Source organism: Pseudomonas sp. LARHCG127 (genome assembly GCF_052871455.1).
Genome location: NZ_JBIXJT010000016.1, coordinates 101,334 through 118,949, shown reverse-complemented (window position 1 = coordinate 118,949; position 17,616 = coordinate 101,334). Strand labels below are relative to the sequence as shown.

The window sequence follows — 17,616 nt, the reverse complement described above, 5'->3', positions numbered from 1 at the left end:
CATCACCTTCTGCCGCTTCTACTCCCTCCGGGACGAGGCCGTGATCCTCCTCCTCTAGGTTGATAGCGCGAGTTCCCTCGTTCAGGTCGTGACTCTGATGCGTTTTGTATTCGCTGAACGGTAGAGTGGTATCCCGCATAATCGATGGGGGTACGTCCGGTGGGTATGGTGATCGGCGTCGGAAGAATGCCGCTGCAGTTGATGCAGGCGGGGAAAGACTGGGGCGTGTTTCCCCGAAATAGTGTGTCCGTGAATATTGTCGTGTTGGACAGCATTCTTTCCGCTCTGTCCGGATAGAGCGCTACCACTGCATTGGCCAGCCGGACTTCCGCATGAGTTCCAGGGCCACCGGCACGAGTCGGCATTATCCCATCCATCTTCTCAATATGTTTTGCGATCCAGTCTCGGGTCGGTTGTTGCAATTGATGGACCTGTTCGGTCGTCCTGCTTAGCGTCGGAGCGTCCCTCAGGACATCTGCCTCTATGGTAGTGGAATGGAACAGGTTGTTTCGGGCCGAAACATATCGCTCGGACAAGTCGCTCAGATAGTCAGGGATGTTGCTGATCCGGTAGGTGCCGAAATTCAAATAATAGTTGGAGGGGGCAGGGGTCTTGGCACGGCCATCGTAGGACCGGTCCACGCCTCTGTAGTTCGTCATACCGCCTTTAGGCTTGGGAAGGTTGAAGTAATCGCTGAACCCAACCTCTGTAGCCTCTACATAGCCATAGGAGTGAGCGAGAAACTCTTTACTCAGTAGCCCGGTATTAAGTTTCTGATCGGACGACTTATCGTAGTTATCCGGCATCAGTGGATCGGAGAAGTTACCTATTGCGGAGTTCATAATTTCCTGCGACCTGCTTCGTCCCCATCTTTCGAACTCTCGAAGCTCCTCCGCCCTCATCAACCCAGATGGATCGACAAACCTCACCGGATTGTTCCCAACCATACAATACAAGTTCAACCCATCAACCGCCCCCGCCGGGTCGGGACTGACCCAGCGTTGCAACCACGGCGCGTAGTACCGATGCCCGTAGTAATACAACCCGCTGGCATCGCGTTCCTTGCCGGAGTAACGAATGGTCCGGTAATCGGCCTCCACGGCCGAACGGGATGCCACCCAAGCGGTTCCTCCATAGGGCAGGTAACTTTCCTGGCTGATCAGGTCGGCCTTGTCGTCGAGTTCCAGTGAGCTGGAGCCCAGGTGGTCATCAAGGCTATAGCGCAGTTGATTGGCCGCGATCCTGGACGGTCGGCCTTCGGTCCAATGCAGGTAACGCACGTTGCAGCGTCCGGCTTGCAGGGTGATGACCTCCAGGCGTTCGTTATGACGGGTGCGGATTTCGAGGCCCGGCAAGTAGCGGACTTCCTCAGTGTGGATCATTGCAGCGGCATGGGTTGTCTTGATCTTGCGCGCGCGTTGGCCACTGCTATCGTAGGCATAGTGCTCGGTGTCGTCGACACCGTTTTCGCGCTTGACCAGCACCACACTGTCGAGTTGGTTGCGACTATTCCATGCCAGTGCCTGGCCCGGACATAGGGCCTGCAGGTTGCCGTTGGCATCGAAGTCCAGCGCTATTCTGGTCGTCGTGTCGTCGCCCTGGCTCCAAGACATGAGGCGATTGCTGGCGGTGGCCACGTTCAATGTGCGGGTGTAGTTATTCCCCTCGCGAACATGACGCAGTTCGGTCAGGTTGCCGCCATCGTCGTACGTGTATCGCTCGGCAAAGTTGAACAGTTGCGTGGGGTCGAATGGAATCGTAACGGCGGTAGGAAGGGCGGGAGGGTGAGTCAGTCCGGCGGCCTCACGCCCCGTGGCGCTGGTCAACTGGTAGAGGCTGTCGTAGGTGAAGGTGCTGACGGGTTTTACCCGTTGATTGCTGTTGAAACGCTCCGGTTGGACGTTGTCGGTAATTTGCAGCACGTTCCCCACGGCGTCGTAGGTGTAGTGGAGTTCTTGCAAGGTTTTGCCAGGCACCGATGCGCTGAGCGACATCAGTCGCCCGCTGGGTGGATCGAATATCGCGCGACTCGTCACGCCGTTGCCGGCGGTTTGCGATTCGACTTGGCCGAATGCGTTGTAGACGAGGTCTTCGACAATCGTTTTTTTGGCCTCGGTGCCTTTTATTTTCAGGCTCGCGGATTTGAGTTGGCCCGCGACATCGAAGGTGTAGTGCTGTTCGTGTCGGGCGGCATCGGTCTGCTGGATAACTTGCCCCAGTGCGTCGTAGGACCAACTCGTTTTGTAGCCTTCGCTCTTTTCAAGAAGACCATCACGGTCTTTCAAGTCGGTTGGCCAGTCAGGTTGTGCAGCCTCGATCAGCATGTGCCTTGTCTGGCCAAGCGGTTTACCGCATAACGCATATTCGTCGACGATCAACGTGCCCGCGCTGTCGTCGTGGCGAATGAGCGCGCCGCATTGATTGAGCTTCGCCGATTCCTGCGAGCTGTCGCCATAGCTCAAGCACTCTACTTTACGCAGGTCTTTTCCCGCAGCTTGCTCCTTGACTGTGATCAGTCTCAGTTGGTTGTCGTAAGTCGATTGCCAGTGGTTTCCTCGCTGATCCCAACTGCGCAAAATCTGTCCGGCGTCGCCGGGCAGGTTCAGACGCCATCCGGCGTCGACGCTGTTTACTCGCAATGGTTTGCCGGACAGGCTGTAGACGGTCGCAAGATTGGCATCAGTTGCGTTGGCAAGTCGAGGGTCGCGCTGGGCAACCAGCCGCCCGGCGACGTCGTACTCTTGCCGGCTGGCGCGCATCTGGGGTTTTTCGTCTTCCTTTCTTCGGCAGTAAGCGACCTGGCGCACCGGCAGGCTGCGACCATCGACGGCGTTGATGGCGGGAGTCTTGCGATGAAGTCGTGCGCTCATGCTTCACCCCCTGCTGTCATTACTTCTTCCAGCGTGTCGTTTTCATCCTCGTCCACGGTGTACCACGGATGACGGGTCTGCCGGCGCATCCGGGAAAGTCCATTCTGTCTGGCGAGACGGGTGTGGGTAGGGCGACCCAATGCATCGTAGAACTGCTGGTCGCAATGGCCGAACTGCCGAAAGGATTTATCGTTGATGTAGCGATGCTGATCAGCAAAATAGGGACGGTAGATCCGGATCGCCAAGCCCTTGCTGTTGTATTCCACCCGTTCGCTGACGAGCCAGCGCGTTGCGGTGATCTGTTCCAGCGGTTTGCCGTCCTCGTTGAGTGTCAGTTCGCCCTTGGCATCCACGACGTAAGCGATGCCTGATTCGACCCGCTGCTTACTTTGCAGCAGGCGACCAAAGCCATCGAAGCACGTCATGGCGATGCGGATTTGTTTCTGGTCGTCATTGGGGTAACGATCGGCGACCAGTGTGGCAATGTGTATCGGCTCGCGTTTCGACGTACGAATTTCGCGTTTCAGTTTTTTATCGTCGGCAGAAATTACTTCGAGTTTCGACAGCCGGGCGCGAGCCGAGGCGCGAATATGCCCGGTCGGCAGTACATCACCGTTGCTCACACAGCGCGCTAGCCAGTCGGTGTCGTTCAGGGCTGACGCCGATACCTTTCCCATCCAACTGAATGGCGCGTAATAGATGGCGGTGGCGGCGTCCTGCAAAGCATCTTGGCTTTGCGTGATCGCTGCTGCCGCGCTCCTGGACGATTGCTTGAACGCTGCGACCGGTCTGAAGCCAACAGCGTTGTTGTTCTCGTCGCCGTAAAAGGTGCTGGCCAGTACCTGGCCGAAGGCATCGGCAAGGGCTTCCTGTACGTTACCGTTGGGGTCTTTGACCCATTGGGGCAGGGAGGTACGGTAATCGTATTGCGCCTTGGTCGTGCAGCCATCGGGCAGTTCGAACCCGGTTACAAAGCAAGTGTATGGGTCGTAGCTGATCTTGGTCACGCCGTGGCTGTTGCTCGGCTGCACGGTCTTGGTTTTGTAGAAGCCTTCCAAACCGGCGTAGGTCGTGAAGCCACTTTTGACTGACCACAGTGTCTTGGATGAGGTGCTGGCGGGAAGGAAATCGATCATGGGTTCATAGCCGATTTTTTTCAGCAGTGCTCCCTCAGGACGAGATCCTTCCGGTAACAGGTCGAAGGCTTGCAGGGCGTTTTCGTCCAGCTCGGCGGTTTCCAAATGGTCGACCAGGGCTTCGAAGCTGGCTTTGCCGTCTGGCAAGGTTTTGTTTGCCGAAGCCTCCTTGTAGCGGGTTACGGACAGGCTGGTGAGAACGGCCTGGGTCGTCCAGCTTGGCTTAGCGACGAGTTCGGAAATCTTCTCAAAAGAAATATCCTCCGGTGCCAGCCCTTCGGCTTCAGTCGCCTTGGGCAGTTTCAACGCGTTGGTCCGCTGGCGATAAGGTAAACCCAGGCGCCATTCCTGAGGCGTTCGCAGGTTGATGAATTCGGCGCGAGTTTGTGCCAGGTAGTAAAACTGTTGCGCCGGATCATGAGCATCCCGCCACCATTGTTGCGGGTCTGGTTCGCTGAACGGCGGGGTGTCGGCAGCCGTTTTGCGTCGGGCGTAGTGGACGTTCACACTGTGAATGACTGCACCGTACTGATCATGCTGCAAATTGATCAGGTGTTGACACTGCGGGTCGTCGCTCTGGCCTTCGTATTGATAGCTGATGGTCTCCAGCAGCAGGGGCAACAGGGAAGCATAGCGCCGCGGGCCTTGGGGTGCCTGTAGCAGACGGACCCGATAACGGTTTTCCTGGACCGAATACAGCGTCTCGTTTTTGCCTCCTGCGTATGTCTCGCTGCGCAGTAAATGACCGCTCAGGGCGCGGCAGATTTCAAGTCTGGTCGCTTCGTCTGTCGCAACAACCCGCTCGTCCTCATTATTTTCGTCGTATCGGCACAGTAAGGCTTTACCCAACGCCTTGGCTTGCGAATCGGCACCGTGATAGTCGCGTCGGTCCATGTCCAATGCCTGGCCGGTATGAAACCAGCTTTTTTTCAAGCAAGGCTCTGTGAAACCTGGCGAATCGGCATCGTTGGGATTGGTTTCATTGTCGGTTTGGATCAGCAAGCCGAAGCCACGGAACTCCCGTTCGACGCCATCGTAATAACCTTGGCGATAGGTAAACCGCTGGGTCAGGCGATTACCGGTGATCTCGTCCCTCTGGACCAGGCGCGATACCAGGTGCAGGGGCATCGGTACATGGCAGGCCAGGGACTCTTTGGCTATGACCCTCGAGGCTTTCTCGTCCAGCCATTCCTGGGCCGAGCTGCGATAAGTGATGCGGTTGGCGGCGCCCATGTTGTTGTAAGTGACGGTCAACAGATAGGGTTTTTCGTCGACAAAATCGTAGTGCCAATGTTGCGCAGGGGTCAGATGCGGCATGCTCAACACCAAGCTGGAGCAACCCAGCCCTTGCAGGTCGACGACGCTTACCTGGCATAAATTGTCGTAGCGCAGACCGGCCGGCCAGGGCAGCTCAACTGCGGGAGCGAAGCCATTGCCACCGCGGTTCATGAAGATCAGCATTCGATCCGCTTGCAGATAGATCAGGTCGGCGGCACCGGAACCATCCAGGTCCGCGAGACGGATGCGCGAGGCATCGAAGGTGGGGTAGGCGAGGCCCGGAAAATCCAACACGATGCTTTTGCCGAATCGCCCGTGGCCCAGGTTTGGCCAACACTTCACTTCGTCGTGGCGAATGCGCACCAAGTGTTGCTGGCCACTGCCGAGCAGATCACTGAACGCCACCAGCTCGGAAGGTGACCCGTTGAATACCGGCAGGGCATCGTCATCGTCGTCGCGAGAAACCTCCCGCGCCGCGGCGAAACCATCCTCGCGCTGGTTGGCATACAAGCGAACGCTGCGTGGGCCTATCAGGGCAAGGTCGCTGAGCCCTTCACCCATCAGGTCGGCCAGATTCCCTTTCGGACTGAAGAATTCGCTAGGAAATGCCTGGAAGGTCGCGAAGTTCGACCACTTGCGATCCGCTCCGAGCGAAAAGAAACCGCTGAGCCCCGGTTGGGCAATGATCCAGTCCAGGCGACCGTCGCCTGTGAGGTCACTCAATGTTTGGCGCAGCGTTTTCGCTGTGTCGGTGACAGGCGTCTTGGGCAGCTCTTGCCACTGACCGTAAGCCACTTCATCAGTCTTGGCTTTAGCGCGCATGGGTTCACGGTAATACCAGCCTGCGTCGCGTCGATGGAGCACGCCGGGCAACCCTTCACCGTACAAATCCACCAGTTGAAAACCCTGTTCGCCGTCGAGCACGCCCTCAAAACGTTTCCAGGCGCCAACATCGGTCAGACCGTTGAACTCGCTGTAGCGAAATTCCATGGGAGGACGACTTTGAGGCACTGCTCCGTCGCCGAACGCTTGGTCGTGCGCTGCACTCAGGAGGTTATATCCCAGGGAAGTCTCGCGGTACTCAAGCAGCACACGCCGTACGAGAACAGGATCGGCGCTCAACTCGGGGAAGCGATGAAACATCAATACCTGGCGACATAGGCGATCGGTACGTAGTTCGAAACCGTAGGCAAAGGTGGAAAACGCATCGCTACGTTTTTGCGATTGCAGGCCTGCGTAGGGCGGCTTCTCCTCATACCCGGTACTTCGCTCCCCATAGTCGAACACCAACTCGAAGTGCCATTGGTCCTGTGTGGGCGGATCTGTTTTCCAAGCGTAAAGGCTGGTGTCGGCCTTCACATTGCCGTAGCGCACATGGCTCAAATAGCGTTGGGCTCCGCCATTTCCCGCGTACACATATTGAATGTGCTCGCCATGCGCATTCAGGCTTTCCTCCAACAGCCACTCACCTACTCGGCTTGCGTCTTTTGGATCTGTTCGTCGCGACTCGGGATTTTTTCCGTAGACATGCAGACTGCCATCGGCCCCGTGCACGAGCCAGAAACCCGGTGTATCCCCATCCGACGACCAATGTTCAATCCGGTCGAAGCTGCTTTCGATTCTTGGCAGGTGGCGCGTCACTGTGTAGGTCGTGCCCAGGTCCAGGTCGTTGTAGCGATTGACTTGAGTTGGACTGATGCGATGTTCGGGCAACCAGACCACGCCGTTGGGGCCGACAATCTTGTCATCGTCGTTATAGGCGGGCACGCCCTTGCTGGTGCGCCGCGCCACGCTGGGCAACGACAATCCCCAGCCAGTGCCGAATACACCGTTGCCGGCCGAACTGCTGTAATTCAGGGTCAAGGACGGAGCAAAGCCACGCCCGGGAGAAATCGGCAATCCAACCTCATAGGAAGCCGTGCCGTGGGCGCCTATTTCGCCCCACCCTTTGCCGATACTGTGGATGGCGCCGCCCCCCTTGGGCAGCGACGGCGCGGTGATCGGCAGTGCGGTTTGTTCATTCATGGCACACCTCCGCCGACCCTGGCCGTGTAGCTCACATGCACGATGACGTCGGTCAGCGAGTCGAGCAGGTCTTTTTGCGCTTCGGGGTTCGGGAACGTCAGTTGCCATTGGGAGACCGCGCCGGTGTATTCAAACGGCAGGTAGCGTTCATCGTTGAAGTTCAAAGTGAACAGGCCGTTGTCGTCGACGCCGGTGGAAAGGGCGATCTGTTGGTTGGCGCGCCGGCCCTCCATGGCTTGTGCATTGGCATCAGGCGACATGAACACTTTGCTAGAGGTCTGGGTCAGTATGGCGCGGATGTTTTCGTAAGGACCCACAACGGTCGGCAAGGAAACACTGATGGTTTTGATCCGCCGCAAGTAGTGCTTCTGATCTTTGTAATCACTCTCGAACAGTTCTTGGGACAGCTCGAATTCGCATTGGCCTTTCTTCAGTTCGGCATGCATGTCCAGCCATGGCTTGTTGATCGTTGAAGTCTTGGTCTGGTCTTTCAATTGGCGCAGTGAAATCGTCTTGCGGATCTCCAGCTCTCGCTGGTTACGGCGCAGATATTCGGCCTGCATGTTCAACAGGCTGAGTTTCAATTGCTCGCCTGCGCCAAGTCCTCGATAGGTGGTATTCCAAGTGCCGGGCTGAATGAATTGCGTGTCGAAATCGGCGATTTCGTATCGCCAGCAAGCTTCTGCGACCAGGCACAGGCCCAGTGCCGTGTCGTAGGCCTGGCGGTAAAACAGCGCAAACCGGCTGTTCAGCCATTGGTACAGTTGTGTCTTTGTGAAGCGTTTGCTGAGAAAGTCATAATGGGTCTTGGTTTGGCTCAGGGCGGTTTCAGTCAGGCGTAGTTGCAGGCGCGTGGCGGTTTGCTGCTCGTTGAAGTGCGCCAGTTGAGCATCCACCTGGGCAAGTTCGAGTTGTGCCTGATCGTGTCCCTGCACCCATTCATCCCGGCGGCGATTGAACGATTCCATACGGTCCAGCTGCTCTGCGGCCATGCGGGCCGTAAGCGCGCCGGAGTGGGCCGCTGCGCCGGCAGCGATCATCGGGCCTTCCCAACGGCTGCCGCCAAAGCAGAAACCTGCAATGTTCGGAACCAGCATCAGTCCCCCCGCAGCGACCTGACAAGACGCCGCCGCGATCTCAAGCCCGCCGCTGGCCACGTAGAACTGGGTGGCATGTGTCTCGTTTTGGCTGATGTCTCTTTCCAGCAAACCTTTGTAGTGGTCGACTCTACCTTGGACAATTGCCTTGCTGGCCAGCAAGGCCTGGTGTTGTTGGCGGTCGATGCTCAGGAACTGGCGCTGCAGGTCGACGGAGATTTTCGCCAGGTTCCAGGCTTGCTGCTGCTGTAGTTCTTGCAACTGTGCCTGTTCCTTGCGCTCGATCAGCGACAGCAGCACGGCGCCAAATTGGCTGAGGCTTTCCACCGCGCCCAAGGCCTGGCTGTGCATGACCGAGAACCGATAGTGCGGGATAGCTGTGGGCGGCACCCGTTCAATCGTATTGTCCGAAGTATTCAAGACAGCGGGGCTGAGCAATACGCGAGGGTCCAGCGGCGCTGCAAATATCGGCAGATGCAGCGGCTTGCCGGCCATATCAAGGTTGTGTCGCAGGTTGTACAGACGGCTTTCTGCAATGTCCCAGCACTGGAGCAACTGCGGGTGGAACGGTAGGCGTAAATGCGGGCTATCGATGGCTGGCAATGACGCGTGCGAAGTGCCCTCGCGGACTGGCGATAAGGCCTGGGAGTGGGGCTTCGATCGTTCATACTCGCGCAAGTTCTTATTGGTCGCTTCGCTCAGCGTTTGCAGGCTGATGCTCGCCCAATCATCGATGAGTTGAACGGTCGGGCGTGGTCCCAACAGATCCAGCACCCGCACGTACCAAAGCTTTGCCTCACTGAGGCCGTCAGGGGTCAGTTCGCGGTACGCGGCGTCGCCTCGATTGATCAGGATGTCGAGGTACAGGAAGTAGAGCGCCTTGCGAAAGTGAGCTGGATGACTGAGCGCAATCTGATGAGGGTCGTGGGGCGCCTGGTCGGCATACGAAGGCATGTTGCTATCGATTAACGGAACGGCCCTCCAGCAGTCTTCTTTGCCGCGACTTGGATCGAAGACGCGGCGCAGCCAGCGTTCGGCCTCGTCATAGCGCTGCTCGGCGTTCAAACGATGGGCGACCAGCCATGGCAAGTAGAGGAACAGTTCGGTGAAGTAGCGGCCGTAAGGGCCGTGGAAGTCCATCCCGTTGTTGACGCCGTCGGGTAGGGTCGGTTCTGGCAAATGCTGTGTCGTCCAGTCGAACAACTCATCCAGGCCGTTCTCTGTACGGCGGATCAGTTCTGCGGCGAACGTGGTGTTCAACCTGATCGGCTGACTTGGTTTGTCAGGGAAAGTGGATGTGGAAAGGTCCAGGAACTGAACAGTTCCCTGACCCCTTATCGATTGTCCGGTGATTTTTGGATTGGCTTTGGAAGGTAAGAAGAGGAGCCCGGGCAGAAAGGCCGCTATTTCTTTATCCTCGTGAACGAGCGTAAAGAGGAGAGAATTTTTGGTTTGAATACGTTGGTCATTAAAAAGCTTTTCTCGGAGCGCTTCATTGAGACGGTTGAAATCTATTTCCGTTTTTTCTGGGGGGGAGTCCGATAAATAGGGCTGGAAGCTAAGGTCTTTATTGATGCGAATGGTTCCAAGAAAAATGCAGTTGTCGTCGGATGCAGGTTTCGTGTCGGCCTTGGCCCCCAAAGTCAGAAAAAGCAGCTCCTGCGTGCCGTTGCGATGGTGCTCTGCGACGGTACATAACAACGGCTTGATATCATTGATGTCCTTGCCGTAAAGCGCTTCGTCCTCGCAATGCCGGTGCAGACAAATTCGCGGCGTGCTCCATATTCCATTCTGCTTTTTGAAGCAAAAGCTCAAGCGAAAAAGCGGATGGCTTGTCGCCGATTGCAGCGCAGGGGCATGTGCGGAATCAATGTTGGAGGCTTTCGGGTCCTGATGGATGCATTCCGCCCAGACAACGAACAGACGGTTGTTGAACCAGACAGGACGAATCGTGTGCTCCACCGCACTTTCGGGAATCGGCACATCGGCTTTTTCCCAATCCGACCAGGCATACGGATCCGGCTGATCCACTTTGTGGGCGATGGCAGGGGTCTGTGGTGGCGGACCGTTCAGCGGGCGTTGCGCCATGTTCAGCGAACGCCAGAAATAGGTATTTTCGGTGCGTGACTTGGCGATGAAATAGTAGGTGCTGTTGGCAAAGTCTTCGCCGTCGATGTAGCCATTGAGAATATTCAGGTTGGCGATTTCTTCGAATCGGGTCAGGTAGGCCATGACCGCCGACTGAACCGCATCTGCCTGGATTCGGTTCTGGTTGAGGGCGTTTTCCAGCTGCTGGAAGTTGTCGCTCTTGTTGCTCCTCAGAGTGGGGTCCAGATAACTTGCCGGGAAATAAAGCAGCTTTTGATGGGCCGCCCAGATGGGGTATTGATGCATCTCGTTGCGCCACGTTTGCATAGGCTCGGGTGTGATGCTTGCCCGGTCGTAACCGGGCTCCATATTCATCAGGATGCGGTTGATGTATTGCTGAAGGCTGGCAATGGCGCACGCCACGGGCGTGGTGGGCACATCCTGACTGACCAGTACGTCCAGCAGCCAATATTCATAAAGGTCTCGGGCAGTCTGGAGTCGCACTGTTCCTGGCAAGCTTTTGCCCGGCGCGATCTTGTGTAGGTAGAACGCCAACTGCGCATCGCGCAGGCTTTCATCCAGCTGCTTTTTCATGGCAACGGTCATATTCAATCCTTGAATAAAAATGTACGCATCAATGGCACGCAGCAATCAGCCCTTCACCGACGTTTTTCCACTCCTCGGTCGGGCTGTCGCCATTAAGTGCGGCGGCCTTGAGCAGCAGGCTTGCCGACAGGCCAGTACTGATGCAACACGCCTGGCAGCGCATGACCCAATCTACGTCTTGCATCGTGGTGGCGCGTCCTGAAGGCAGTTGCGCTGTCAGGCAACTCACTTGCTCAACGTTCCAGCCCAGCAGATGGGCCAACAGTTCGTTGGCTGTCTCTGCTGAATGTTGCGACAGGTCTTGATTGGTGAGTTGGAAGTAGTGCAACAGGTTCTCTTCTGACTGCGCCTGATGTCTTGCGCAATGACTGAACCGTTCGAGTAAATACAGCGTTTGAGGCTTAAGCGTTCCCGAACTGTTCGAGGCTAACCACGTGGGGTGGTCCATCAATGTCTGTAGCGTGCTGCTGCTCAGATGTAAGTTCTGGCAGGCTTGCGCGGTGCGAAGCACGCGTGCCAGCAACGGGGAGACTTCGCCGTCAGGTGCGATGATGGCCTCGACAATTTCCTTGGCATTCGTCTCGGCCATTTTCATCACACAGGGGGAATACTCGGCGGGCAAGTCAGCGATATCGTGCAGCAGTGTTTCTACCAGGCGTTGGTCGTCTCTGGTGAGCTTGGCGTGCTCTCGAAGTGCGGCCAGTCGGTTTTCCAGAGTTTGATTCAACGGTAAGTCATCTCTGGAAGTGTCGAACAGGCGACACCACGCCAGCACATCGAGATGGTTTTGCTTGAGCCAGTCCACTGCCCAATCCATCGCCATCAGTACATCGAGAATGTCTGGGGACGTAGTGTCCAGTGCCCCCGTCACCAACGCCCGACAGAACTTATCCCCACCGAGTAACCGAGCCAGTTCCGTGCACTCAAGAGGCGACAGTCCGAACATCCGCGCGATACGGGCCTGACGGTAGAGCGAGGAGATCGTCGGCAAATCCTGTTTCAATGGCAGGTATTTTTCAGTCTGTTTCACAAGCAGCAACAACGCATCTTCAGTGATGGCAAGTCCCAGGCCCGCGCCGAGGTAGCTGAGCGTCTTCAGGTCGGTGGTTTCGAGATCCGTCGCCTGCCCTTCCCACGCAGGGCTTTCGAGCAGACGGGTGCGATTGAATACCTGGTCAAACAACGAAACACGCTCTGCGCTAGCGCGAGTCGGCATTTCGCTGATGAGCGCGGCAAACTCGTCTGGTGTGATGCCATGGCGCCGCGTCATGTACTGATAGACCCCGAGCGCCCGCAAGGTATTGGCGCTGAGTGTCATCGCGGTGTTGACTTCCGAATACATGATATTGATGAGCAACGTATCCAGCTCGGCAAAGGGAATGCCCGTCCATTGCTGCAGGCGGATCATTTGCTGCATGCGGTCGAAACGTTCGAAGGACTCGTGGCTGAACCCTTGCTTGTCCCTCTGGGTTTCAAGCGCGAGGGCAGAGGAGGTGTCGGGCCCATTGATGTAAGTAGAGCCTTGGCGGTTACGAGTCGAGGGCGGGATATGGGTTGAGGAGCGAGCGCTGTATCTGCCATGCCCCAGTAGTTGCTCGACCTGTTCCGTCGATAGCCCGGTGCGCTCCCTGAAGCATTTGAGGTCTCGCAGGCCTGCGAGATCTTTGGTGCCATAGGCTTCTTCCAGTGCCTCGAAATCTAGATCCGAAGCGAGCGGTGCGAGCAAGATTTCCTGCTGCTGCGGACTGAGCCCTGAAAGCAGCGTTTGCGCCTCGCTGGGTGGTTGCGAAACGTGCCCGTACGGTGAGCCGTCCTGGCAAAACGGCAGCTTGAGACTGATCCTGTAATTCACTTCGCCCAAGGTGGGTTTACCTGAGCCCAACCCAAGCAGGCATTGCTGATGATGAAGGTCATAGGGCAGTGAAAAGGGATAGTGTGCGCTGGCCAAGGCCTGATGGACCGTTGTGTCCTCATCGAGACTGGCCTCGATATGGCTGCGCAACGTGTCGTTGACGATGTTGAGCATGGGGCGTGGAACCAAGGCGCTCTGTGGATCGAGCATCAGTGTGTCGAGATCCGGTCGACGTGATGCCAGGGATATCTTGCGGCTATCCGTGGAGCTGTCTTCCAGCCGCCTGGCGAACCGGTACAGCGCACGCAGGTAGGCCACGGGCGAGTCGATCGCGGCGATGTCACCGTCTTTGCAGAATTGATCCCAGTTTTCCTGGAACAGCGCTTGATAGCTGATCGGCCCGGATGTTGGGTCTGAATCAAGACTGCGTCGAACACGGCGGGTATTGCTGGAGGAGAGTTGATGCTCCAAGTACAAGCGACTGATCCTTCGGGCATGGCCCTGCGCGTTGTCGTAGGCCTGCTCGGCATTTGCATCGCAGTACCTGGCGACTTCCTGGGCGAACTGCGCCTTGCTCATGCGCACAATGTCGAACACCGATGTCACGCCCATTTGTTCCAGGGCGGTTTTCAAAGCGGTTTTTGTGGCGTCCTCGCCGTCGTGGGAGCCAACGAGCCTGTGCAACAGTAAGTTGTTGCTTACGTCCATGTGGGGCCTCTCCTGTGCGCACGGAATGTGCTTGTCCAAGCGAAAACCGTACAGGAGCGGGCCAAGAAAGGCGGTAGGACGAGAGGCGGGAGATTTGTACGAAAGAGCGATTTGTGGCTGCGCTGAAGCAAACCCTGTGGGAGCGGGCTTGCTCGCGAAGGCGGTGGCTCAGTCAACTTCAATGCTGGCTGATCTGACGCCTTCGCGAGCAAGCTCGCTCCCACAGTGGGTCATGCAGATATCGAGGCGGGTGTTAGACGCGGAAGTGGCTCACCATCATCTGCAACTGATTGCCCAACCGCGCCAGTTCCACACTGGAGGCAGCGGTTTCTTCGCTGGCGGCGGCGGTCTGTTCGGAGACGTCGCGCACGTTGATGATGCTGCGGCTGATCTCCTCAGCCACGGCGCTTTGCTGCTCGGCGGCGGCCGCGATCTGCTGGTTCATCGACTGGATGTTCGACACCGTGCGGGTGATGTTCTCCAGTGACACACCAGCCTTGCGGGTCAGGGCCACGCTGCTGTCGGTGAGGTTGCGGCTGTTGTTCATCACCGCAGCCACTTGCTGGGTGCCGTTCTGCAGGCCGGCCACCAGGCCTTCGATTTCCTCCGTGGATTTCTGCGTGCGCTGGGCCAGGCCACGGACTTCGTCGGCGACGACCGCGAAGCCACGGCCTGCTTCACCGGCGCGGGCGGCTTCGATGGCGGCGTTGAGCGCCAGCAGGTTGGTCTGTTCGGCCACGGCCTTGATCACGTCCATCACCGCGCCGATTTTGTCGCTTTCCTGTTGCAACACGGTCATCGCATCGGTAGAGCGCACCACCTCGCTGGCCAGGCGCTCGATCTGGGCGATGGCTTCGCTGACCACCTGATCGCCGGCGCGGGCTTCACCGTCGGCGGCGGCCGCGGCCTGGGAGGCTTCCTCGGCGTTGCGCGCCACTTCCTGGACGGTAGCGGTCATCTCGTGCATGGCGGTCGCGACCTGGTCGGTCTCGACTTTTTGGCTGTTGACCCCGGCGCTGGTCTGCTCGGTCACGGCGGACAGTTCTTCGGCGGCGCTGGCGATCTGGGTCACGCCATCGCGGATGCCGCTGATCAGGTCACGCAGGGTCACGCCCATGCGGGCGATGCCTTGTTGCAGCACACCCAGTTCATCGCGGCGGGTGACGATAACGTTCTGCGACAGGTCGCCGCTGGCAATGCGTTCAACCACGGCCAGGGTTTCGCGCAGTGGGCCGGTGATCTGACGCGTAATGATCACGGCGGCAATGACGCCGACCAGCAACGCCAGGAGGGTGCTGATCAATTGCAGGGTGCGGGCCTCGGCGCTTTCGGCGTCGCGGCGGTCGAGTTGGATCTGGTACAGCTGTTCGCTCAGGGCCACGATGGTCGCACCCTGGTCGGTCATTTCCTTGCGTGCCTGCACCACGTCGGCGGTGGCCAGCTTGAAAGCCTGCACAGCGCTGCGGTACTGGGTCAGGGCGTTTTCCAGCTGGCGCAGTTCATCCTGGCGGGTGCTGGAGAAAAGTTCATTCAGTGGCTTGAGCGAAGCGATGGCGGCGTCCAGTTGGGCGACGGCCTTGCGTTCAGTGTCGGCGTTGCTGTTGGCGGTGTAGCCGCGTACTTCATAGCGGGCCAGCATGAAGGCCTGCTTGGCCTCGGTGATGGCCTGGAACTGGGCGAAACGCTCATCGCTGAGGGCCATCTGGCGCACGTCGGCGTCGATGGTCTCGATCAGCTTGTGGGCGACCTCTGCGTTGGTGCCCATGACATCGCGGGCGCTGTTGCCGGTGCGGTAGGCGCTGCGCATCTTATTCAGGGACACCTGATAGGCGCCGATGACTGCGCTCTGCTCCTTGAGCAGCTTGACGTTTGCCGGGCTCTTGAAGCTGCTGAGCAAGGCGTTCTGTTGCGCCACGAAACCATCGAGGGTGGTCTGCACATTTTGTGCGACGGTCTCGTCACCGTTGGCCAGCATGTATTGCAGGCGAACGACGCGCAGCTTGGTCAGGCCGGCGTTGAGCTGGGTGATGTCGCTCATCCAGTTACTGCGATCGATCAGCCCGCCGAGGCTGGTCCAGCTGGTCAGGGCCAGCAGGCAGGTCAGTACCAGCACCAGGCCAAAGCCCAGGCCCAATTTCATGTTGACGCTAATGTTGCCAAACCAGCTGTTCATCAATTCCTCCAGGAACGTTGTGCTGCTTGATCGTCGGTACGCTGGAAGATTGTTGTTGTTAAGAGCCAGCAAGAACATGTAACAGGGCTGTATCGGCGACGGCCTCCGGATCTGAAGTTTTTTTTCACATCGCTTTCACTGCCTGCCTACGTCGGCCTCTCTACTGTCGCGCCATCGAATCACAGGGTGGATGCCGTCGGGGCGGCTTGATGTGGAACTGAGACTGAGTTTTTTCGGCCTGGCGCGCTCGATCGATACGAGTCGCTTCGCCCGTTACCAAAACACGATGGTCGTGCTGGCTTCGGCGCTGCTGGTCATCCCGCTGGTCTTCTGGCTGCTCAGCCCGGCGGCGGTGCCGGACCTGGCCCATGGCAACGTCGCTGGCGCCCGGGCCTTGGCCGAGGGCTGGGCCAAGGGCGAGATGATTGTGCTGGTGCGCCATGTCGAGCGCTGCGACCACGCCAAGGCTGCGTGCCTGAATGACCGCGAAGGCATCACCGATCGCGCCCGTGCCGTTGCGGTGGGCCTCGGTGCCCGGTTCGAACAACTGGGCCTGGACAATGTCGACCTCTACAACAGCCCACGGGTGCGCACGGCACAGACGGCGGGGTACATGTTCAACAAGGTGAGTGCCGGTGACGATTGGCTGTTCAACTGCCGACACGATCTGCTGCGCAATGCCTTGGCCCACAAGGTGGCCGGGCGCAACCTGATCCTGGTCACCCACAGCGAATGCATGCAGGCGATGGAAACCGCGCTCCAGCGCCCGACTTCCTCGTTCGGCTATGGGGCTTCGTTGTTCGTTTCCAGCGCCCAGCCACAAGCGCCACGATTGCTCGGTTTTATCGAAGCCTCCGATTGGCGCTCGGTGACATTCCAATAACTTTCCCCTCGATCAGGACCGCTCATGCTGACGTCTGCTCGCGCCCGTTTCTACGGGCTCAACCTCGGAATTCCCCTGGCCTGTGCCGCCGTGGTGTTCCTGCTGTTCGATCTGACCCGTATCGACATCGCCATCAGCGATCTTTTCTACGACCCGTTGCACCGAGTCTTTGCGTTGCAGCACGAGCGCCTGTTCGAGCAAATCACCCACAAATGGGCGAGGGTCATTCCGAACTGGACGGGCGAGGCGGCGATTGTCGGTGCACTGCTGTCGTTTATCTGGCCGCTGTTCAAGCCTGAGAAACACCCCGCATTGCTTCGTGTGCTGGACAAGGCCAGGTTGACCAAACCGCTGCGTGTTGCCCACAGGCACCGTCGCGATTTTCTCTATGTGGTCTTCGCCTTTTCCCTCAGCACCGGCGTCATCCATTACCTCAAGGGCCACACCAGCGTGTATTGCCCGGTGGAAACCACCCAATACGCCGGCAAGATCGAGCACAGGGAATGGTTCCAGAATTTTGACCTGCTAAAGGTCGCCGGCGACGGCCGCTGCTGGCCCGGCGGTCATGCATCCGGCGGCTTCACGATGTTGGCGCTGTATTTCATCGCCCGGCGCTACCGCTGGCGTCACTCCAAAGCCGTGATGTATGGGGCGCTGGCCTTGGGGTTTGTCTATGGCACGACGCGAGTCCTACAGGGCTGGCACTACATGTCCCACACCTTCTGGGCGGGGATCTTTGTCTGGTTGAGCTGTTGGCTGATGGCGTTGCTGTTTTATGGGCGAGCGGCCTTGGAACAACCGGTGTCGGGCAACACCCTTCGTCAGCCTGAACGCCAGGCAAAAAAAAGCCCGCTGGGAGCGCGGGCTAAAACCTTAGTTTCTTGAATGAGCGAGGGGACT

At 58.2% G+C, this 17,616-nt stretch carries 7 protein-coding genes and 1 pseudogene; 2 read left to right on the top strand and 6 right to left on the bottom strand.

The genetic code is table 11. The features are described 5' to 3' along the window. Positions 1 to 2 precede the first annotated feature (2 nt). The 6 genes and pseudogenes from ACIPQ1_RS24070 to ACIPQ1_RS24045 form a co-directional block, all read right to left on the bottom strand. On the bottom strand, positions 3 to 2,870 hold the full coding sequence (locus tag ACIPQ1_RS24070) for an RHS repeat-associated core domain-containing protein (protein ID WP_446534898.1): 2,868 nt from the start codon (positions 2,868 to 2,870) through the stop codon (positions 3 to 5). Further along, complete coding sequence (locus ACIPQ1_RS24065) at positions 2,867 to 7,309, bottom strand: SpvB/TcaC N-terminal domain-containing protein (RefSeq protein ID WP_446534897.1); 4,443 nt, start codon at positions 7,307 to 7,309, stop codon at positions 2,867 to 2,869. Before ACIPQ1_RS24065 ends, ACIPQ1_RS24070 begins: the two co-directional genes overlap by 4 nt. After that, on the bottom strand, positions 7,306 to 11,100 hold the full coding sequence (locus tag ACIPQ1_RS24060) for a Tc toxin subunit A-related protein (RefSeq protein ID WP_446534896.1): 3,795 nt from the start codon (positions 11,098 to 11,100) through the stop codon (positions 7,306 to 7,308). Before ACIPQ1_RS24060 ends, ACIPQ1_RS24065 begins: the two co-directional genes overlap by 4 nt. A gap of 28 nt (positions 11,101 to 11,128) precedes the next feature. Continuing rightward, the gene (locus ACIPQ1_RS24055) at positions 11,129 to 13,660 is read right to left on the bottom strand and encodes a Tc toxin subunit A (protein ID WP_446534895.1); all 2,532 of its coding nucleotides are present in this window, start codon (positions 13,658 to 13,660) and stop codon (positions 11,129 to 11,131) included. Positions 13,661 to 13,913: 253 nt separating this feature from the next. Then, a complete protein-coding gene (locus tag ACIPQ1_RS24050) occupies positions 13,914 to 14,618 on the bottom strand; it encodes a methyl-accepting chemotaxis protein (RefSeq protein ID WP_434576621.1) in 705 nt (234 codons plus the stop codon). A gap of 201 nt (positions 14,619 to 14,819) precedes the next feature. Further along, a pseudogene (locus tag ACIPQ1_RS24045) lies at positions 14,820 to 15,698 on the bottom strand (methyl-accepting chemotaxis protein); the annotation flags it as partial. 325 nt (positions 15,699 to 16,023) lie between these two features. Here ACIPQ1_RS24045 and pmrG point away from each other — a divergent pair. Both pmrG and ACIPQ1_RS24035 read left to right on the top strand, forming a co-directional pair. After that, positions 16,024 to 16,716, top strand: coding sequence for a lipopolysaccharide core heptose(II)-phosphate phosphatase PmrG (gene pmrG, locus ACIPQ1_RS24040; RefSeq protein ID WP_411386441.1), 693 nt, complete (start codon positions 16,024 to 16,026; stop codon positions 16,714 to 16,716). Between the two features lie 24 nt (positions 16,717 to 16,740). Then, positions 16,741 to 17,601, top strand: coding sequence for a phosphatase PAP2 family protein (locus ACIPQ1_RS24035; protein WP_411386442.1), 861 nt, complete (start codon positions 16,741 to 16,743; stop codon positions 17,599 to 17,601). Positions 17,602 to 17,616: the final 15 nt, after the last annotated feature.